Below are 16,196 nucleotides of genomic sequence, written 5' to 3'. Positions count from 1 at the left end.
TTTATGTCAAACCATGCTCAAAACTTAGCAAGAATCTTTCTGGCAAATCTGATACTATATAATAGTAGAAACAAATAGAAAAGAGGAAACAAATGGAAGCCGATAAGTATTTGAAACTGATCGATGAGGAACTGTCGCGGCTCCCAGATTACGTTAATGAATACCGCCTTGGAACCAATCATGCCATTACGACGACTTATCAGTATCTGACTGAGATTCGCCGGTTCATGGACTGGCTGCGCGCCAGCGGCCTGGTTGACGCCAAGTCTAACCAAGAAATTCCCACCACGGTTTTGGAACACTTGCGTCGTGATGATATCATGCTCTACATTGATCATCTACGTCACACCACCAATGCGCAGGGACGTGTCAACTCCCCTACTTCGATCAACCGCTCCATCAATGCCTTACGCAGTCTGTTTAAGTTTTTGACGGTGACGGCTGATAACAATGATGGGGAGCCTTACTTTGAGCGCAACGTAATGTTAAAAATCAGTTCACTCAATGATACCAAAACCTTGAACTATCGTGCTCACGCTTTGGCCGCGCATATGTATCGTGGTCAGATGAAGTTTGACTTCATTGATTTTATCGAAAACCGCTACCCACAGATTTGTGACAAGCGTTCGTTGCCGGCCTATCGACGTAACAAGGAACGCGATATCGCCATCGTAGCCTTGATTTTGGGAACCGGAATCCGCGTTTCTGAGACTGCCAATGTTAACGTTAATGACATTAACTGGCAGCAGCAGATGCTTGATGTCACGCGCAAAGGTGGTCAAAAAGACAGCGTGCCGATTGCTCCATGGGCAGTCAAATATGTTCAAGATTACCGTGATCTGCGAGCTCAGCGCTATGGGGCCACTAAAAAGGATCAAGCCTTCTTTTTGACGGTTTACCAAGGAAAAACGCGGCGAATCACGGCCAATGCCATTGAACGAATGGTTAAAAAATATTCAACCGCATTCGGCCATCCCTTGACCCCGCATAAACTGCGCCACACTTTGGCCTCGGAGCTGTATGACGTAACCAAGGATCAGGTTTTGGTCTCTCAGCAATTAGGACAAAAAGGCACCTCAGCTACCGACCTCTATACGCACGTTGATCAGAAAGAACAAAAAGCAGCGCTAAGAGAAATCAGCGAGCAGGCAAACCAAGCTCCACAAAGTTAATTAAGTAAGCTTCTGTCTGGCCATGGCTAGGCAGAATTTTTATTATCAGTAACTTTACATAATATATAGAACGTAATATTTCGCCGAGATACCTATTTTATTCAGTGGGTACATAATTTAGACGTGAAGATGGCTGCCTCACCATTCCTTAAAATCCCGCAGTCGGATTGTAGCCATCTGTTAGTGATTAAAGTTGGTCCCCCAAAATTACAAATTTGCAACTTATTCTTGCTTGGACGCGTTTAAGACAGTTAGCCAAAGGACTCGCGAAACGCTCATCCAATAATCGCCGCTCAGCCACATTCAAACGACCAACTACCCGCGCAGATTAATTTCAGTGCGTCTGAGAGCCAAATTCTGCATTTGCCCTGTTTTGGGCTGATTTTTAGTGTTAAAACGATAATTGTAAGATACTTTTGATAAAAGAATCTTACACCAAACTGCTATAAATGCCGTTAAATCAAGGTTTTTAATCAGCAGAAAAACGTGTAAGACTGTTATATGATTATTTTGAAAAATCGGCTTGTTGATTTTTAGCTGTTAATCAGGCAGATTTAAGAGCAGACAGTCGGTCAACTCAGTATAATTAACGTCTACGATATTATGTAAATAAATATCGGCTTTTAATTTTCATGGCTTTCTTGTATTATTAAAACCATTAATCAAACAAGGATGTGAGATTTTGAAGAATATCGTGATTATTGCAACTGGTGGTACGATTGCCGGCAGTGGTGAAGCTGGCCGGACTACTGAATATCGGGCAGGAACGGTAGCGGTGGCTGATATCTTAAAGAGCGTCCCTCAACTGGGAAAATTGGCCAATATTGAAATGCTGTCCTTAATGAGCGTTGATTCTAATGAAATGGACGAGCAAAAATGGATCCGGCTGCGTGATGTCATCAATCAGCAGGCCGCGCGCGATGATGTGGATGGCATTGTGGTCACGCATGGTACCGATACGATTGAAGAAACCTCCTACTTCTTAAATCTAACGGTGAACACGGCTAAGCCCGTTGTTTTAACGGGGGCAATGCGGCCAGCCACTGCTACCAGTGCGGATGGTCCGTTCAACATTTATCAAGCGGTCGCGCTGGCAGCTGATGATCAGGCTTATGACTGTGGCGTGGTCTGCCTGTTTTCCAGCACGATCTACTCGGCTCGTGATATTTCCAAGATCAACAACTATAAAATTGATGCCTTTAGCAGTCTGAATGATCATGCGGCATTAGGCTACATGCGTGACGCTGAGGCCTTTATCACCAGTCGCCCCGTATCTCGCCACACGATTCATTCTAAATTCTCGCAAAGCGACTACTCAATGCTGCCTAAAGTTGGCGTGGCAGTCTACTATGCTGGTGCGCCGGCTGATGCTTTAAAACGACTGGCGCAAGACTGTGATGGGCTCGTAGTGATTGGGACCGGCAGTGGCAACTATTCCCATGCCTGGCGGGAAAAGCTGGATGAGTTGGCTGAACAAGGCGTAGTCATTGTTCGTAGTTCGCGAGTGTCAAATTCAATCGTTTTTGATGAGCCGATTTTTGATCCGCTTGATCACTTTATCGGGGTCAATACCCTCACCTCTTATAAAGCAAGAATCCTGCTGATGCTTTGTCTGACCCAGACTAAAGATATCGCCAAGATTCGGCAGGCCTTTTCTAAGTACTAAAAAAAAGCGAACCCTAATCTCAATGCCCCTAAAATAATGGGATTGTGAGTAGGATTCGCTTTTATTTTTACCTTTTATATATTATGTAAAACATTTAAAAGATATTCTATAGCTGTGTTTTCTGGCTTAGCTGTCGACTAGAGCCTAGCGGCGTTTTTCATCTTTGAGGCTGCGCAGGTAGGTGGCATCCTGGCCAATCTCTAGACATCCCAAATAGGTGCCATCTTCACGGCGAACGGCAATGTATTGCAGATGAATGAAACGCTCGCCATGCAGGTTGAACCAGAATTCTTCGCGATCACTGATTCCTGCATGAAAACTGGTTAAAATCTTTTTTAACCTTAGGCTGGGCCTTAGGAGGATGACAATTATAGACGGACCGTCCGATTACGCTTTTAGCGCGGGGAAAGATGCGATCGGGAATATCTGAATACCAGCGTACTTGATCAGCCGCGTCGACAAAGGTCAGATCAACCGGGAGCAGTTTAAAGATCGCGATCAATTCTTCTGGACTTAGCTGCCCAGTTGCCAGGTCAATTCTGGCTTGCGGATCAACGGGCAGCGTCATTGTTGAAGTCCCCTGCTCACTTGGCTGAGTGGTTCGATTGACTTGCGCGTCAGTGGTAGCCAGTTGTTTGGCAATTTGATTAAACTGCTGACCCAGAGTGGAGTTGGTGGGCTTGTTTGCCGCGTCAGCAAGTTCCTGCTTGGTCGGCTGCCAATTGATTGGCGTTGAGATCAGCGTATAGCCGATTGCGTCCTCATCTTCTCTGACACGGGCCCAGTCAGCAGGTGTGGCAACCTCAGCCAACATGGGCAGCATGATGTCTTCTTCTTTAACGATCATGGCCAATACTTCCTGAGCGGCTTGTTCTACGGCAGCCTCAATGGCGTATTTATCAGGCAGTGGCTGCTGATTGACCAGCTGGTTGGCCTTTTTAATATATCCGCGAATGTCGTCATCAACGCCCCACATAACCTTAGGCGGTGCCGTAATGCCATATTTATCCATTAATGGAAACAGAGTATTTTCCTTGCGCGCATAATGCCGGTCGATGGTCAGCAGATCTTTTAGAGCATGCCGCATTCGTTGGAGATACTCATTGTCACTGCCGTCCTGCTGCCACTTTTTAAGACAGGGCAGCAGCTCGTCGTTGATCAAAGACTCAATAATCTTGTTTTCCAGTTTCAGCGTGTAGACGGGATGCCCAGGAGTTTCAAAAGCAGCATTCGGTTTGCCTGGCGTGATGGCATCCTTAAACAGTGCCACATGTACGTTGCATAATTTTTGAATCTCACGCGGATCCAAACCATTGGCGATCAGCTGTCTTTCAGCTGCCGTAATCTCAGCTACGTCAACATTGGCAAACTCTTGATCAAACAATTGTTGGGCCTGCTTAAAGTCGCCACCATTGCTTAAAAACGTCAGAATCTTAACCAGCTGCTGCTGACGCTGATGGAGATTACGCTGTTCAGTCATGGTTAATCACTTCATACCCATGTCGTTTAAAAGTGTCGATTACAAGGTGCTTATCAATATTCATCGCTAGACAGCCCCGATTGATATTGACGAAACGGCCAACAGTATCAAGCATCCCTGGAATTTTGATTTTATCAAAGCCGGCTTCGACCATAATAGCGACAAAATCAGGATCCTGTTGGGCAAGATCATATACTGGCTGGCTAAAATCAACGGTTTTGCTGGTCATGCAGGCTTCCTCCAATCCCTAACTGACGGCGTGCTTTCGATGACATTCTGGCAATGCTCCAGACTGGATACCAGACCAGCTGAACGCGAGCATCACGAATGGCTGGCACTTTTTTAGCGGCCCTTTCGATGTCATTTTGTAGAAAACTGCTTAAGGGACAGCCAGGTGTCGTTAAACTCATCTTGATACTGCAGCAGCCTTGGTCATCAACCTCAATTTCATATATTAAGCCGAGGTCAACGATGCTGACGCTAAGCTCAGGGTCAATTACAGCGGTTAACGCATCCCATACTTGTTGCTCAATTGGGGTCATTTCATCCCTCCTAATCCATTTCTTCGCGCTTTATTTTAGCATGGCTTGCTGACTTCCTGATTAATTTTTTACCACTCAAGTTCAGTCCTGATCGAACGCTTATTGACGATTTAGCTCGTTTCTCAATAATGCGCAGTGACTGGATTCAATGAACAACAATTTAAAATGATATAAAAAAGTCGGTTTGAAGATCACATGATTTCCAAACCGACTTTACCTTTATCTATGACTTGTTTAGACGCCAAGTTCCTTCAAAGAGTTTCTTGGCTAGCTCATCAGCACTAATGTTGCCATTGTTTTCCTCAAAGCCGCGGAATGGACGCAAGGCTTGAATGGCACCATCTTGGTATTTATGAGCCTGATGCAGTGCGTAGTCAACCAACGAATCATTTTTAATCTTTTCAACTAATTGACCGCTTGGCGTGGTTTCAGGATGGTTGATCCGATATTCCAGATCATCCAGAATTTCTTGATATTCAGGACCTGTTTGAATTAAAAAAATCTCATCCAGCCGCTCTTCGTCTTAAATTTGGAATCGGTACCATAATCGTTAATTAAAATATTCGGCTTGATTAAAACTATTCTAATTTATTCGTTGATTATTAATGAAAAGTTTATAAAAGATACCAGTAGATATAAACGTCGAATGTTTGTAGATGTACGAAACAAAAGGCCAGTCGCCATTTAGTGGCAGCTGACTCTCATAAAGCTATTTTTTAATCAGGTGGTGAGCGATTAAATATTCATGGGCAACAGCGCTGGCTTTTTGATGCTGAACCGTTACTTGATAGTTCATTTCCTGCATGTCTTTTTCGCTGATCTTGCCAGCCAACTTGTTCAAACTTTTAACGACCTGGGGATGCTTTTTGGCAAACGAGGCCTTCATCAAAGGTGCTCCCTGATAAGGCGGGAAGAAATGCTGATCATCTTTAAGCACCTTGAGATGGTACTGTCGCACTTGCGGATCTGTCGTATAACCATCGACCAGATTGACACGACCAGCAGCAATTGCCTGGTAACGCAGCGCGGGCTCCATCGTCTTTACCTGTTTGAAGTCTAGGTTATACGCCGTTTTTAGACCTAGATAGCCGTCTTTTTGATTGGCAAAGTCAGGATCAAAGCCGGCTGTGATCTGATCGTTGATTTTAGTCAAATCGCTGAGCTTGGTAAGCTGATGTTCCTTGGCAAAATCAGCGCTGACGGCCAGATCGTAGCCATTTTGATACTTCATCGGCTTCAGATACGTTAGGTTGTATTCCTGCTTCAACAGACGTCGCGCCCGTTGGTATGTCTTAACCGGATCACGTGGCGTCGCTCGTTGATCATGAACCAGCGACTGTAAAACGGTTCCGGTAAACTCAGGATAGATATCGATCTGATCATTGCGCAGCGCACGGAATAAAAAGCTGGTACCGCCAAAGTTAGCCTTTAACTCGACCTTGGCATGCGGATCGTCATTTACAATCAGATCTTTGTACATGTGGATTAAAATATCAGGTTCGCTTCCTAGTTTACCAGCAATCACGATTGGCTCTGATTCGCTTTGAATGCTGCTCCAGGCTCGCCAACCGCCAAACCCCACCAAAGCAAGCACGGCCACGATGATTCCCTGCTTGAGATGTTTTTTGGAAGCACCGACATATTTTAGCAGTGCCGACATCAAAAGCGCCAACATTGCCGAAAGCCCTGCTCCAATAATCAGGTAGGCGTTGTTGTTTTGATTGATTCCCAGCATAATGTAGGTCCCCAGCCCACCAGCACCAATTAAAGCGGCTAGGGTTGCCGTCCCGATAATCATGACCAAGGAGATGCGAATTCCGGATAAGATCACGGGCAGCGCCATGGGCAATTCCAGTCGCGTCAGTTTTTTCCAACGCGAAAGGCCAAATGCCGTCGCGGCTTCTTCAAGATTTGGATCAACGCTGCGCAGGCCAGAATAGGTATTTTGATAGATCGGCATAATACCGTAGACAACCAGAGCAATTAAGGCTGGAAAGCTGCCGATCCCAACCAGCGGAATCAGCAGTCCTAGCAGTGCCAAACTGGGAATCGTCTGCATCACTCCGGCCAGCTGCAAAACGATCTCGCCGGCATGTCGACTGTTTTTCAGCAACACTGCCAATGGAATCGCAATCAGCATGGCAATCACCAACGCCCAAAACGATAACGAAAGATGTTCCCACAGTGCCTGCTCAATCTGACTTTTTTGCGTTGCGATCGTATTAAGCAATTCAGTCATCTTATCGCTCCTCTCTTTGTCCTAAATAATGCAGCAGATCAGTTGTCTGAATTCTAAAACCCTGCCCCTGGTATTGAAAGCAAAGCCAGCCAACCGCGTCAGGCGTAAGACTTGCCAGTTCTGCTACCGTAGCGACGGCGGCAGATTGATCAGCAACTGGCGCTTTTTGTACTAGTTTTGACGATAAGAGCGCGGTCATGGTGCCCAATCTTGGCCGCGCAGTTGCAAAAAAGTCGGTGACAAACTGATTGGCTGGCTGTTCCAAAATCTCATTTGGCGTGCCAACCTGCTGCAGTTGACCATCATTGATCACGGCAATCCGATCGCCTAACCGCAGTGCCTCTTGCATGTCATGGGTAACAAAAACAACAGTTGTCTTTGACTGGCGATGCAGCTTTAACAACAAGTCCTGCTGTTGAGTACGTAAAACCGGATCAAGCGCGCTGAACGATTCATCCATTAAGATAAGCTGGGGCTGAGTGGCCATTGAGCGGGCGATGGCTACGCGCTGCTGCTGACCACCCGAAAGCTCATCGGGATGCCGATCGATAAAATCACTAGCTGGCAGGCCAACTTGATCAAGCAGCTCCATCGAACGTTTACGCCGATCTTTTTTATTGACGCCCTGCTGCTCAAGCTGAATGGCAATATTTTCACCAACCGTTAGATTAGGAAACAGACTGCTGCTCTGCAATACGTATCCCATATGCAGACGCAGCTCGCGCAAGTCATAGTCTTTGACGCGCTTTTCATCCAGATAGACGTTGCCAGTAGTTGGCGCTGTCAGCCGGTTGATCATTCTAAGCAGCGTGGTCTTGCCGCTGCCGCTGGGGCCAACCAGGACAAACAGCTCGCCATTATTGATCGTCAGCGTGATGTCTTTTAAGATGACGTTTTGACCATATCTCATGCCCACGTTTTCGTATTTAATCAATCTAATCACCGTATTCTCTGTTTGTTGTAACCATTAAAGTTTCTTTTTGCATTCTAAGCCAATCCGCTCTAAAATATACATTTTTACCTACGATTTAAAAAATTTCAGCCTTTAGTAGGTAAAAGCCAGGTCGACTGAATATACATTTACCTACTTTCGGCCCTAAAGCAGCGAATCGTAGGTAAACTTAAGGTCCCTGTAAGCTAAAACCTGATTTTCTTCACAAAGTCAGGCCCGAAATCGTGAAGTATTGCACTCATAATCATGCTGACGACAGGCCCGTTTTTAATGTTAGATACGCTTGAAATCAAAACAGCGCCGAATCGAACTTGATTCCGCGCTGTTTTTACTATTCGGCTGGCAGCTTTTGATACGCGACCCGCCTGATTACTTCAGCCTGCTCCGGATACTCAGCCAGCAGCTGTTCCTGGGTAAACAGTTCAAAGTCATGATAGTCAAAGCCGGGCGCCACGGCACAGCTGACCAGCCCAAACGATGAAGCATCCAAGACCTCCGAGCCAAAAATCGTTCCCGCTGGCACTCGGAACTGCAGCTGTTCACCCCGTTCAATATTACGGCCTAAATGTACAGCCTCATAGGTACCATCCGGATAAAAACAGTGGACGACAATTGATGAGCCATCATGGAAATACCATAGTTCATCATGAAGCAGCCGGTGCAGATGCGATGGCGAGCCCCCGTCCAAAATAAAATAGATTGAAGTGTACTCGTAACGGCTGGCCAGGGACGTAGCGTCATAATGCGTCTTGGCACTGTGATAAACTTGACGATACCAACCACCTTCTGGATGTGGCGTCAGGTTGAGCTTTTCAATATATTCGTCTTTAGTCGGCATGGCATAGACCTCACTTTTTTCTTTCATTGTAACAAAGTTCGGTCTTTTAAGCGGACTGATTGCAAAAAATTATTAAGCCTGCTTTATCGGCGCCTTAAAAAGATCGTTTAGGGCCTCAGACATGGTTGGATGCGTAAAAATCATGTCACGCAGCGTTTCGTATGGCAGATCCGTCTTCATCGGCAGCGCAATCAAGTTGATCGTTTCATGGGCCTCAGCAGCATAAAGCGTCGCGCCCAGAATCCGATGCGTATCACGCTCAACGATTGCCTTGTAGACTCCCCGCTGATCCTCCAGCACGCGCGCCTTAGGAATGGCCTTGACCGGCAGTTTGAAGACCAGATAATCCTTACCGGCAGCCTGGGCCTGGCGCTCGTTGATTCCTACGTTTGCCAGCGGCGGCGTCAAAAACGATGCGGTCGGCACGACATTACGATCAGCAGTCGTCCGCTTGCCTTGGCCAAACAGCTGGTCTTTAACGATCCGAAAGTCGTCAAGCGAGATGTAGGTAAACATTGGCCCGCCATTGACGTCGCCTAAAGCCCAGACATCTGGCACCGTGGTTCGCAACCGATCATCAACTTGAATGGCATTGCGCTCGGTCAGGGCAATATCGGTGTTTTCCAGTCCCAGTCCATCGATATTGGGACGTCGCCCGGCAGCCACCAGCACGGCATCAAACTCGGTCTGCCATTTTTGGCCGTTTTGGTGATAGGTCAATAAGACTTGCTGGCCATCATCTGCCGCGCTGGTTAATTCAGCATTCAGCTCAATCTTGATCCCAAGGCTGACAAGATCAGTCGTTACTTCAGCCGCGATGTCTGCGTCTTCGCGTCCCAAAAGCTGAGCATGGTGGTCAAGGATGGTTACTTCGCTGCCAAAGGAATTAAACATTTCGGCAAATTCCAGTCCAATATAGCCACCCCCAATAATTGCCAGGCGGGCCGGCTTTTTGGCAAGTTCCATGGCTTCTTTGGAACTGACGATCCGCTCGCTGGGAGTCAGCCCTGGAACTTTTGGCCAGACCGGCGTGGCACCAGTATTGATAAAGATGCGCTCGGCGGCAGCCTGTCGCACAGTCCCATCAGCCATAGCGACTTTTAGTTCATGGTTGCTGACAAAACTGGCCTGGCCATTCCAAACCGTTGCCAGTGGCTCATCAGCAACCATGTGATAGTTCTTGTTCCGCAGCTGTTTAGTCATCGTGCCTCGTTTGGCAACCGCATCAGCAAACTCAAGATGACGCTGACCATTGATAATCATATTTTTGGACGGCAGACAGCCAACGTTAATGCAGGTGCCGCCATACATCTGATCTGAACGCTCAATCAGCAGCACTTCTTCATCATGCTGCGCCAAGAACTTAGCCAGTGTCTTACCAGCCTTACCAAAGCCAATTACCACATTTTTAAATTTTTCCATTGCCGATCATCCTTTCGCCAATTCAAAATAATTGATGTTTTTGCTTACTATAAATAAGTGAATATCAAAAAGCAATCAATCTGCTCAAAAATGACCAAAAAAAGATGCCGGACCAGACTCTTATTAAAGAGTGGCTCAGCACCATTTTAAGATAACCAATTAATTAAGATTAAGCTGCTTTAACCAGGCATTCATCTGCGCGTCATTGTTTAAAACGGCTCCTGGCAAAACTTGAACAGCAGCATTATTTTCCTTAACGGTTCGTTCCAGATAGCTTTGCGCGCGATCAAAACCAGAACTGCCGGAAGTTGCAAATCCCACCAGTTGCTTGCCACTGAGCGGTAGATGATCAATCAGATCGGCAATCAGACGCGGCGGAATCCCCCACCAGATTGGAAAGCCAATCAAGACCGTATCATAACTGCTAATGTCAGGCAGGTCATCTTTAATCGCAACACGGCTGGCATGCTGATGCTGCTCAATTGACGTGCGTGATTGGGGATCATGCCAGTCCAGATCGGCTACTGAATATGGCTTTGCAGCGTGAATCTCAAATAAATCCGCCCCCAGCTTTTGTGCAACTTTTTCCGCGCGCTGCTTGGTTGTATTGGTAGCCGAAAAGTAAAATACTATCACTTTAGCCAAAATAATCACTCCTTTTATTTTGCTTACTTTTAGTATATTCCTAAGCGTCAAGACTTTAAAATGTTTATTTGATATGCTAGTATGCTTTTTTTGCATGGTATCAGTAACCATCCATGTGCAGCAGTCTCAAAAGAAAGCGTTGGCTTGTGTACAAATCGCTTAACCGCCAGCCGAATCCTGATTTTTTAACCATTAATCATCTAACCAGCTTGACTAATCCTTCTTATTAGAAATGTAATTAAATTCACTATTAAGACATTTTTTAACATTTGCTCAAAAATAGTTCAAATATTCTCGCTATACTTTAGTCATAGTCGAAATAGCAATGACAAGGAGGTTTAATCTATGTACTCTAACTTATCTAAAGGTTTGATGGCTACTCCATTAGCTGCCGTTTTACCACAGACAGGTAATACCGTGAGCACGATTTTTGCCGCTGCCATTGGTATTTTGATGACGATCCTGGCCATAACGCTGATTGTGGTTGAGATCAAGAAGCGATCCTCTTAATCTTTAAAAAAGGAGGATCATCATGAAATTCAGCCCGGCATTGATCATTGCCATTACGGTATTTGCGCTCAGTATTTTGGCAGTCGGTCGCATCTTAATTGGCTTGATTGTATCAAATCTGCATCAGATCAACAGCCTTGATCGACAGCAGATCAGCCAAAAGCCAACCGATCACCGTTTCTCTGTGATAATTCCCGCGTTTAACGAAGAAAAGTTTATTCGTCGGGGCGTTGAGTCAGTCTTAAAGCAGACTTACCCTAATTTTGAGGTGATCGCGGTTGATGATGGCTCCAGTGATAAAAGACAGGGATGATTTTGGATCGATTAGCCAGACAACATCCTAAGCTGTGTGTCATCCATCAACATAATCAAGGCAAGTCGGTTGCAATCAATCATGCTTTAAAAAAATTTGCGACTGGTGATCTGATCATGGTACTTGATGCCGATTCTTATTTGACGCCAACCGCATTGACAAATATGGCCTTGCGTTTTGATGATCCCAGACTATTGGGAGCCAGTGCGAACGTTCGCATTACGCACCCCCAGAATCTATTGGAATACGTCCAAAAAGTCGAATATCTGCTTGGTTATCGGCTAAAGGGATCTGAGGAGCTTTTGGGAATTGAGTATATCATTGGCAGTATTGGCTCAACTTTTCGCAAGTCAGCCATGCTGGAAGTCGGTGGTTATGACACCGATTCGATCACTGAAGACATCGATTTTACGATGAAGATGATCGATCATTTTGGCAACAGCAATCGGCAATTTGGCTATGCCGATGACGTTATCGCCCATACTCCGCCAGTCAGCCGCTTTTCTCAGTTGCTCAAACAACGCTATCGGTGGAAACAAGGTCGTTTTAAGGCTTTGTTTAAGCATCGCCGCGTAATTTTTAATCGCGATGCCAAGTACACTTTCTCACTCGCCTTTTGGAAACTGCCAAAAGTTTTCTTTGAAGAGTTTTTAATGCTGATTGATCCACTGCTGCTGCTTTGGATTATCGGGATTATCCATCACTTTGCCGATTTCTCAACGATCTTCGCTATTTTGGGCCTCTACTATCTCTTTGCAATGGCAACATTCATACCAGAAGAGCTTAAATTCTGGGAACGGATCCGACTGATGATGGTCGCGCCGCTAGCCTACCTGATTCTATACGTGATCAATATCGTTGACTGGATCTCACTGATGCGCTGCCTATTCAACATGAAGCGCATTGCTAACAATGAAGATAAAACGGCTAAATGGCAGCACGTTGATCGTTAAAAACGACTGACAAGCCAATAAAAGCCTCAAGTTCTGAATTTAATCAGAGCTTGAGGCTTTTTTCACGTTTAATTTTTTTGATGACGCTGAATCGCCTTAACGATTTCAACAATCAAAACCATCAAAAGGCCAGCTCCAATTACGATACCCCATTGAGCAAGATCCAATTCCGTAGTATGGAAAATCGGATTTAAAATTGGAATGAAGATCGTACCGGCTAAAAGCAGCGTTGAACTTAGGATTGCCCAGTTAAAGTAGCGATTCTTAAATTCCCCCGTCTTAAAGATCGTTCCTTGCAACGACTTACAGTTGCAGGCGTGCAGCAACTGAATCAATCCTAAGGTAATGTAAGCCATCGTCAGTGCATCGGCATGAATCAGCGCGGCTCCTTGATGAACGGGGTATAAAATGCCTAATGCATAAACGCCCAATGTCAGCAGCCCCTCCAAGATTCCTTGGTAGATAATATTAAAGCCGACGCCATGAGCCAAAAAGCTGCCTTGATTGCCCCGCGGCTGATGTTTCATAACATCGCCTTCAGCAGGTTCGACCCCTAACGCAATAGCAGGGAATGTATCAGTTACCAGATTGATCCATAAAATTTGCACCGGTGCCAGAATTGACCAGTTCATGATCGTCATGATTAAAAGCGTCAAGACTTCGCCAAGGTTAGCTGAAAGCAGATACTGGATCGCTTTTTGAATATTGGCAAAGACTTTGCGCCCTTCCTTGACCGCGGCAATGATCGTAGCAAAATTATCATCAGCTAATACGACGTCAGCTGCGTTTTTAGAAACCTCGGTCCCGGTAATTCCCATACCGACGCCGATATCAGCAGTCTTTAGAGCTGGGGCATCATTCACGCCATCACCAGTCATGGCAACGACCTTGTCATGCGACTGCCAAGCTTTGACAATCCGAACCTTATGCTCAGGCGCAACTCGTGCATAAACCGAGTACTGTGCTACCTGATCCTTTAATTCCTGATCACTGAGCGCGTTAAGTTCCTGACCAGTAATCGCACCAGCTTCATCACCAGGATCAATGATTCCCAGACGTTCAGCAATTGCCCGCGCCGTTGTCTTATGATCACCGGTAATCATTAATGGTCGAATCCCAGCCTCCTTAGCCTCTTGAATAGCAGCCTTGACTTCAGGACGCGGTGGATCAATCATCCCTGACAGCCCAATAAAGATCAGTGATTGTTCAACCAACGCCGGATCAGTACTTTGACATTCTTTTTCAGTCAGTGGCCGGTATGCATAGCCAAGCACCCGCAATGCCTGTTTAGCTAAATGGTGATTGGTTTTAAGAATGCGTTCACGATCGTCATCGGTCAGTTCTCGCACCTGTTCGCCATCCAAAATGCGATCTGCCCGTGTCAGCAGTTCATCGACCGCCCCTTTTAGGTAGAGCGTCGGCTGCTTATCATTAACGGCTACTGACATCAATTTACGTTCCGAATCGAATGGCCATGAATTAAGGCGTGGATAGCGCTGCCTAAACTCATCGATATCAAGCCCTTTATCGATATAAAATTGCCACAGCGCCGTTTCGGTCAGATCGCCCAATAATTCTTTTTGACTGCCCCGCTCAGCATCATTAGCCAGAATCATTGCCTTGGTCAACGGCGAGTCAGCATCAACTTTAAAATCAGGTGCAGCCGTAACTTGACCGTTCAGCATCAGCTGTTCGATTGTCATCTGATTCTTGGTCAGGGTTCCAGTTTTATCGGAAGCGATGATTTCAGTAGCGCCTAGCGTTTCAACGGCCTGCAGCTTACGAATCAGCGCGTGCCGCTTAGCCATCGCTTGGGTCCCTAAAGCCAGCGTAATGGTAACGATGGCTGGTAGCCCTTCCGGAATTGCTGCAACGGCCAGCGAGATGGCGGTCAGCAGCATATCCAGCGGCGACTCGCGCTTAGTCAGCATTCCTAGCGCGAAAATAATGACGGCGATTGCCAAAACCAGCACACTAAGAATTTTGCTGAGATGGGTAATGTTGCGCTGCAATGGCGTTACGGTCTGTTCGGCACTGTTCAGCATCTGGGCGATCTTGCCAACTTCGGTATCCTTGCCAGTAGCAACTACGACTGCCTCGGCTGTGCCCGCCGTCATACTGGTATTCATAAAGCCCATGTTATGCTGATCCCCTAGAGCAGCCGATTCGGCATCAATTACCGCCTCATCTTTGGTTACGGCAACTGATTCGCCAGTCAGCGCTGCTTCTTCGACTTTGACGTTTTGCGTCTTTAAGAAGCGAACGTCAGCGGGAATAATGTCCCCAGCTTCCAAAAGAATCACGTCGCCAACGACCAGCTCCTTACTGGAAAGCTGGGCAATCTGGCCATCTCGTCTGACTCGAGTGGTTGGTGTGCTCATTTTTTGCAGCGCATCAATGGCATTCTCGGCCTTAGTTTCCTGAAAGACTCCAAATGCAGCATTTAAAATAACGACTAATAAGATAATAATCGTATCCGAAAGTTCACCAGCAAATGCTGCGACAATTGCCGCGACCATTAAAATCAAAATCATCAGATCTTTAAACTGAGCGATGATTCTTTGCCAAAGCGTAACCTTTTTTCCTTGCGGCAATTTATTGGGACCATTTTTCTGCAGCCGCTCCATGGCCTCAGTTGTCAGCAGCCCTTGTGGCGTTGCCTTAAGTCGTTCCAAAACCTGCAAGGTGGTTTGACGATAAAATTGGTCCTTCATAGACGTTAAACCCCTCTCTGTATTTGATACTTCTTTTTTACAACAACTATTACAACACAAGCATAACATTTACCAAATTAATATGGTAGGGGTTACATTAGCAGATTTAGCAAAAAAGCATAACGAAATATTTCAAAAATCTCACAGCCGGTTGTCAAAAAAGAAGCACCCTTATAAAATTAAACAAAAACGAAAATGAGGATGTTCCATTGACTAAACCTAAGATTGCATTCATCTGCACGCACAATTCATGCCGTAGTCAAATTGCCGAAGCATTAGGCAAACACCTGGCAGGCAATGTTTTTGAAAGTTATTCAGCAGGTACGCAGATTAAAGATCAAATCAATCCAGATGCCGTCCGCTTGATGAAAAAAATTTATGGCATTGATATGGAAGCATCAGGACAATATAACAAGACGTTTAACGCACTGCCAGTCGTTGACGGTGTCGTTACCATGGGCTGCGGTGTAAAATGTCCCTATCTGCCGGCTAAATGGCGGGTTGATTGGGGGCTAAACGATCCAACTGGCCAAGCTGACGATGAGTTTATTAAAGTTATCAATCAAATTGAAAAAAATATTTTGATGCTCAAAGATAAGATTGAGCAAGGCGTTAACTACCCATAACGCCCTAATTCAAAATCAATTTTTACAAACGTCTTGACTAAGCTGCTTGGCTATAATGCCCTCTAAGTATACAGATGAAATAGAAAATTCATCTTATATTTGGAGGGCATTTAAAATTGGCTAG

17 protein-coding genes are annotated in these 16,196 nt (G+C 45.8%); 6 read left to right on the top strand and 11 right to left on the bottom strand.

All coding sequences use genetic code 11. The annotated features are described in order from the left end of the window. The first annotated feature begins 92 nt into the window (after nt 1-92). Nucleotides 93-1,172, top strand: a complete 1,080-nt coding sequence (xerS, locus tag QOS03_RS03755) for a tyrosine recombinase XerS (protein ID WP_169461747.1) — start codon at nt 93-95, stop codon at nt 1,170-1,172. Between the two features lie 682 nt (nt 1,173-1,854). Then, nucleotides 1,855-2,838, top strand: coding sequence for an asparaginase (locus QOS03_RS03750; RefSeq protein WP_283575384.1), 984 nt, complete (start codon nt 1,855-1,857; stop codon nt 2,836-2,838). Nucleotides 2,839-2,982: 144 nt separating this feature from the next. On the opposite strand, the gene QOS03_RS09665 is transcribed toward QOS03_RS03750, so the two are convergent. The 10 genes from QOS03_RS09665 to QOS03_RS03705 form a co-directional block, all read right to left on the bottom strand. Beyond that, a complete protein-coding gene (locus QOS03_RS09665; protein ID WP_408612069.1) occupies nt 2,983-3,144 on the bottom strand; it encodes a hypothetical protein in 162 nt (53 codons plus the stop codon). Then, a complete protein-coding gene (locus tag QOS03_RS03745; protein ID WP_408612068.1) occupies nt 3,137-4,318 on the bottom strand; it encodes a DUF438 domain-containing protein in 1,182 nt (393 codons plus the stop codon). The genes QOS03_RS09665 and QOS03_RS03745 overlap by 8 nt, the downstream gene beginning before the upstream one ends. Next, complete coding sequence (locus tag QOS03_RS03740; protein WP_169461744.1) at nt 4,311-4,547, bottom strand: DUF1858 domain-containing protein; 237 nt, start codon at nt 4,545-4,547, stop codon at nt 4,311-4,313. The genes QOS03_RS03745 and QOS03_RS03740 overlap by 8 nt, the downstream gene beginning before the upstream one ends. Continuing rightward, nucleotides 4,528-4,860 carry a metal-sulfur cluster assembly factor gene (locus tag QOS03_RS03735; RefSeq protein ID WP_272208973.1) on the bottom strand — a complete coding sequence of 111 codons (333 nt, stop codon included), beginning with the start codon at nt 4,858-4,860 and terminating at the stop codon, nt 4,528-4,530. The genes QOS03_RS03740 and QOS03_RS03735 overlap by 20 nt, the downstream gene beginning before the upstream one ends. Nucleotides 4,861-5,083: 223 nt before the next feature. Next, nucleotides 5,084-5,242: a hypothetical protein gene (locus tag QOS03_RS03730; RefSeq protein ID WP_283575383.1), complete on the bottom strand. Its 159-nt coding sequence runs from the start codon at nt 5,240-5,242 to the stop codon at nt 5,084-5,086. Between the two features lie 327 nt (nt 5,243-5,569). Next, the gene (locus QOS03_RS03725; RefSeq protein ID WP_283575382.1) at nt 5,570-7,099 is read right to left on the bottom strand and encodes an ABC transporter permease/substrate-binding protein; all 1,530 of its coding nucleotides are present in this window, start codon (nt 7,097-7,099) and stop codon (nt 5,570-5,572) included. Between the two features lies 1 nt (nt 7,100). Next, the gene (locus tag QOS03_RS03720; RefSeq protein WP_283575381.1) at nt 7,101-8,033 is read right to left on the bottom strand and encodes an ATP-binding cassette domain-containing protein; all 933 of its coding nucleotides are present in this window, start codon (nt 8,031-8,033) and stop codon (nt 7,101-7,103) included. A gap of 349 nt (nt 8,034-8,382) precedes the next feature. Then, nucleotides 8,383-8,889 carry a cupin domain-containing protein gene (locus QOS03_RS03715; protein WP_283575434.1) on the bottom strand — a complete coding sequence of 169 codons (507 nt, stop codon included), beginning with the start codon at nt 8,887-8,889 and terminating at the stop codon, nt 8,383-8,385. A 72-nt stretch (nt 8,890-8,961) separates the two neighbouring features. After that, nucleotides 8,962-10,311: an FAD-dependent oxidoreductase gene (locus QOS03_RS03710; RefSeq protein WP_283575380.1), complete on the bottom strand. Its 1,350-nt coding sequence runs from the start codon at nt 10,309-10,311 to the stop codon at nt 8,962-8,964. Between the two features lie 159 nt (nt 10,312-10,470). After that, the gene (locus QOS03_RS03705; RefSeq protein ID WP_283575379.1) at nt 10,471-10,956 is read right to left on the bottom strand and encodes a flavodoxin; all 486 of its coding nucleotides are present in this window, start codon (nt 10,954-10,956) and stop codon (nt 10,471-10,473) included. A 345-nt stretch (nt 10,957-11,301) separates the two neighbouring features. Here QOS03_RS03705 and QOS03_RS03700 point away from each other — a divergent pair, with 345 nt between their 5' ends. The 3 genes from QOS03_RS03700 to QOS03_RS03690 are packed head-to-tail and all read left to right on the top strand — an operon-like array spanning nt 11,302 to nt 12,732. After that, the gene (locus QOS03_RS03700) at nt 11,302-11,466 is read left to right on the top strand and encodes an LPXTG cell wall anchor domain-containing protein (protein WP_080890476.1); all 165 of its coding nucleotides are present in this window, start codon (nt 11,302-11,304) and stop codon (nt 11,464-11,466) included. Between the two features lie 22 nt (nt 11,467-11,488). Then, complete coding sequence (locus QOS03_RS03695; protein WP_283575378.1) at nt 11,489-11,779, top strand: glycosyltransferase family 2 protein; 291 nt, start codon at nt 11,489-11,491, stop codon at nt 11,777-11,779. After that, nucleotides 11,776-12,732 (top strand): glycosyltransferase, encoded by a 957-nt coding sequence (locus QOS03_RS03690; protein ID WP_283575377.1) that lies wholly within the window; start codon nt 11,776-11,778, stop codon nt 12,730-12,732. The genes QOS03_RS03695 and QOS03_RS03690 overlap by 4 nt, the downstream gene beginning before the upstream one ends. Nucleotides 12,733-12,800: 68 nt before the next feature. Here the strand turns inward: QOS03_RS03690 and QOS03_RS03685 are convergent, their stop codons facing one another. Beyond that, on the bottom strand, nt 12,801-15,446 hold the full coding sequence (locus QOS03_RS03685; RefSeq protein ID WP_283575376.1) for a cation-translocating P-type ATPase: 2,646 nt from the start codon (nt 15,444-15,446) through the stop codon (nt 12,801-12,803). Between the two features lie 209 nt (nt 15,447-15,655). Between QOS03_RS03685 and QOS03_RS03680 the strand changes: the two genes are divergently transcribed. Further along, nucleotides 15,656-16,072 (top strand): arsenate reductase ArsC, encoded by a 417-nt coding sequence (locus QOS03_RS03680; RefSeq protein WP_283575375.1) that lies wholly within the window; start codon nt 15,656-15,658, stop codon nt 16,070-16,072. The last annotated feature ends 124 nt before the right edge of the window (nt 16,073-16,196 follow it).

The sequence above is a fragment of the Limosilactobacillus pulli genome (assembly GCF_947381555.1).
GTDB lineage: Bacteria > Bacillota > Bacilli > Lactobacillales > Lactobacillaceae > Limosilactobacillus > Limosilactobacillus pulli.
The sequence above is the reverse complement of the archived record's forward strand: the minus strand, read 5'-3'. Positions and strand labels throughout refer to the sequence as shown.

Excerpts from the sequence above, each read along its gene's own strand:
- xerS (WP_169461747.1), top strand. The coding sequence starts at position 93 with ATGGAAGCCGATAAGTATTTGAAACTGATCGATGAGGAACTGTCGCGG.
- QOS03_RS03745 (WP_408612068.1), bottom strand. The coding sequence starts at position 4,318 with ATGACTGAACAGCGTAATCTCCATCAGCGTCAGCAGCAGCTGGTTAAG.
- QOS03_RS03740 (WP_169461744.1), bottom strand. The coding sequence starts at position 4,547 with ATGACCAGCAAAACCGTTGATTTTAGCCAGCCAGTATATGATCTTGCC.
- QOS03_RS03735 (WP_272208973.1), bottom strand. The coding sequence starts at position 4,860 with ATGACCCCAATTGAGCAACAAGTATGGGATGCGTTAACCGCTGTAATT.
- QOS03_RS03725 (WP_283575382.1), bottom strand. The coding sequence starts at position 7,099 with ATGACTGAATTGCTTAATACGATCGCAACGCAAAAAAGTCAGATTGAG.
- QOS03_RS03715 (WP_283575434.1), bottom strand. The coding sequence starts at position 8,889 with ATGCCGACTAAAGACGAATATATTGAAAAGCTCAACCTGACGCCACAT.
- QOS03_RS03710 (WP_283575380.1), bottom strand. The coding sequence starts at position 10,311 with ATGGAAAAATTTAAAAATGTGGTAATTGGCTTTGGTAAGGCTGGTAAG.
- QOS03_RS03700 (WP_080890476.1), top strand. The coding sequence starts at position 11,302 with ATGTACTCTAACTTATCTAAAGGTTTGATGGCTACTCCATTAGCTGCC.
- QOS03_RS03695 (WP_283575378.1), top strand. The coding sequence starts at position 11,489 with ATGAAATTCAGCCCGGCATTGATCATTGCCATTACGGTATTTGCGCTC.
- QOS03_RS03690 (WP_283575377.1), top strand. The coding sequence starts at position 11,776 with ATGATTTTGGATCGATTAGCCAGACAACATCCTAAGCTGTGTGTCATC.
- QOS03_RS03685 (WP_283575376.1), bottom strand. The coding sequence starts at position 15,446 with ATGAAGGACCAATTTTATCGTCAAACCACCTTGCAGGTTTTGGAACGA.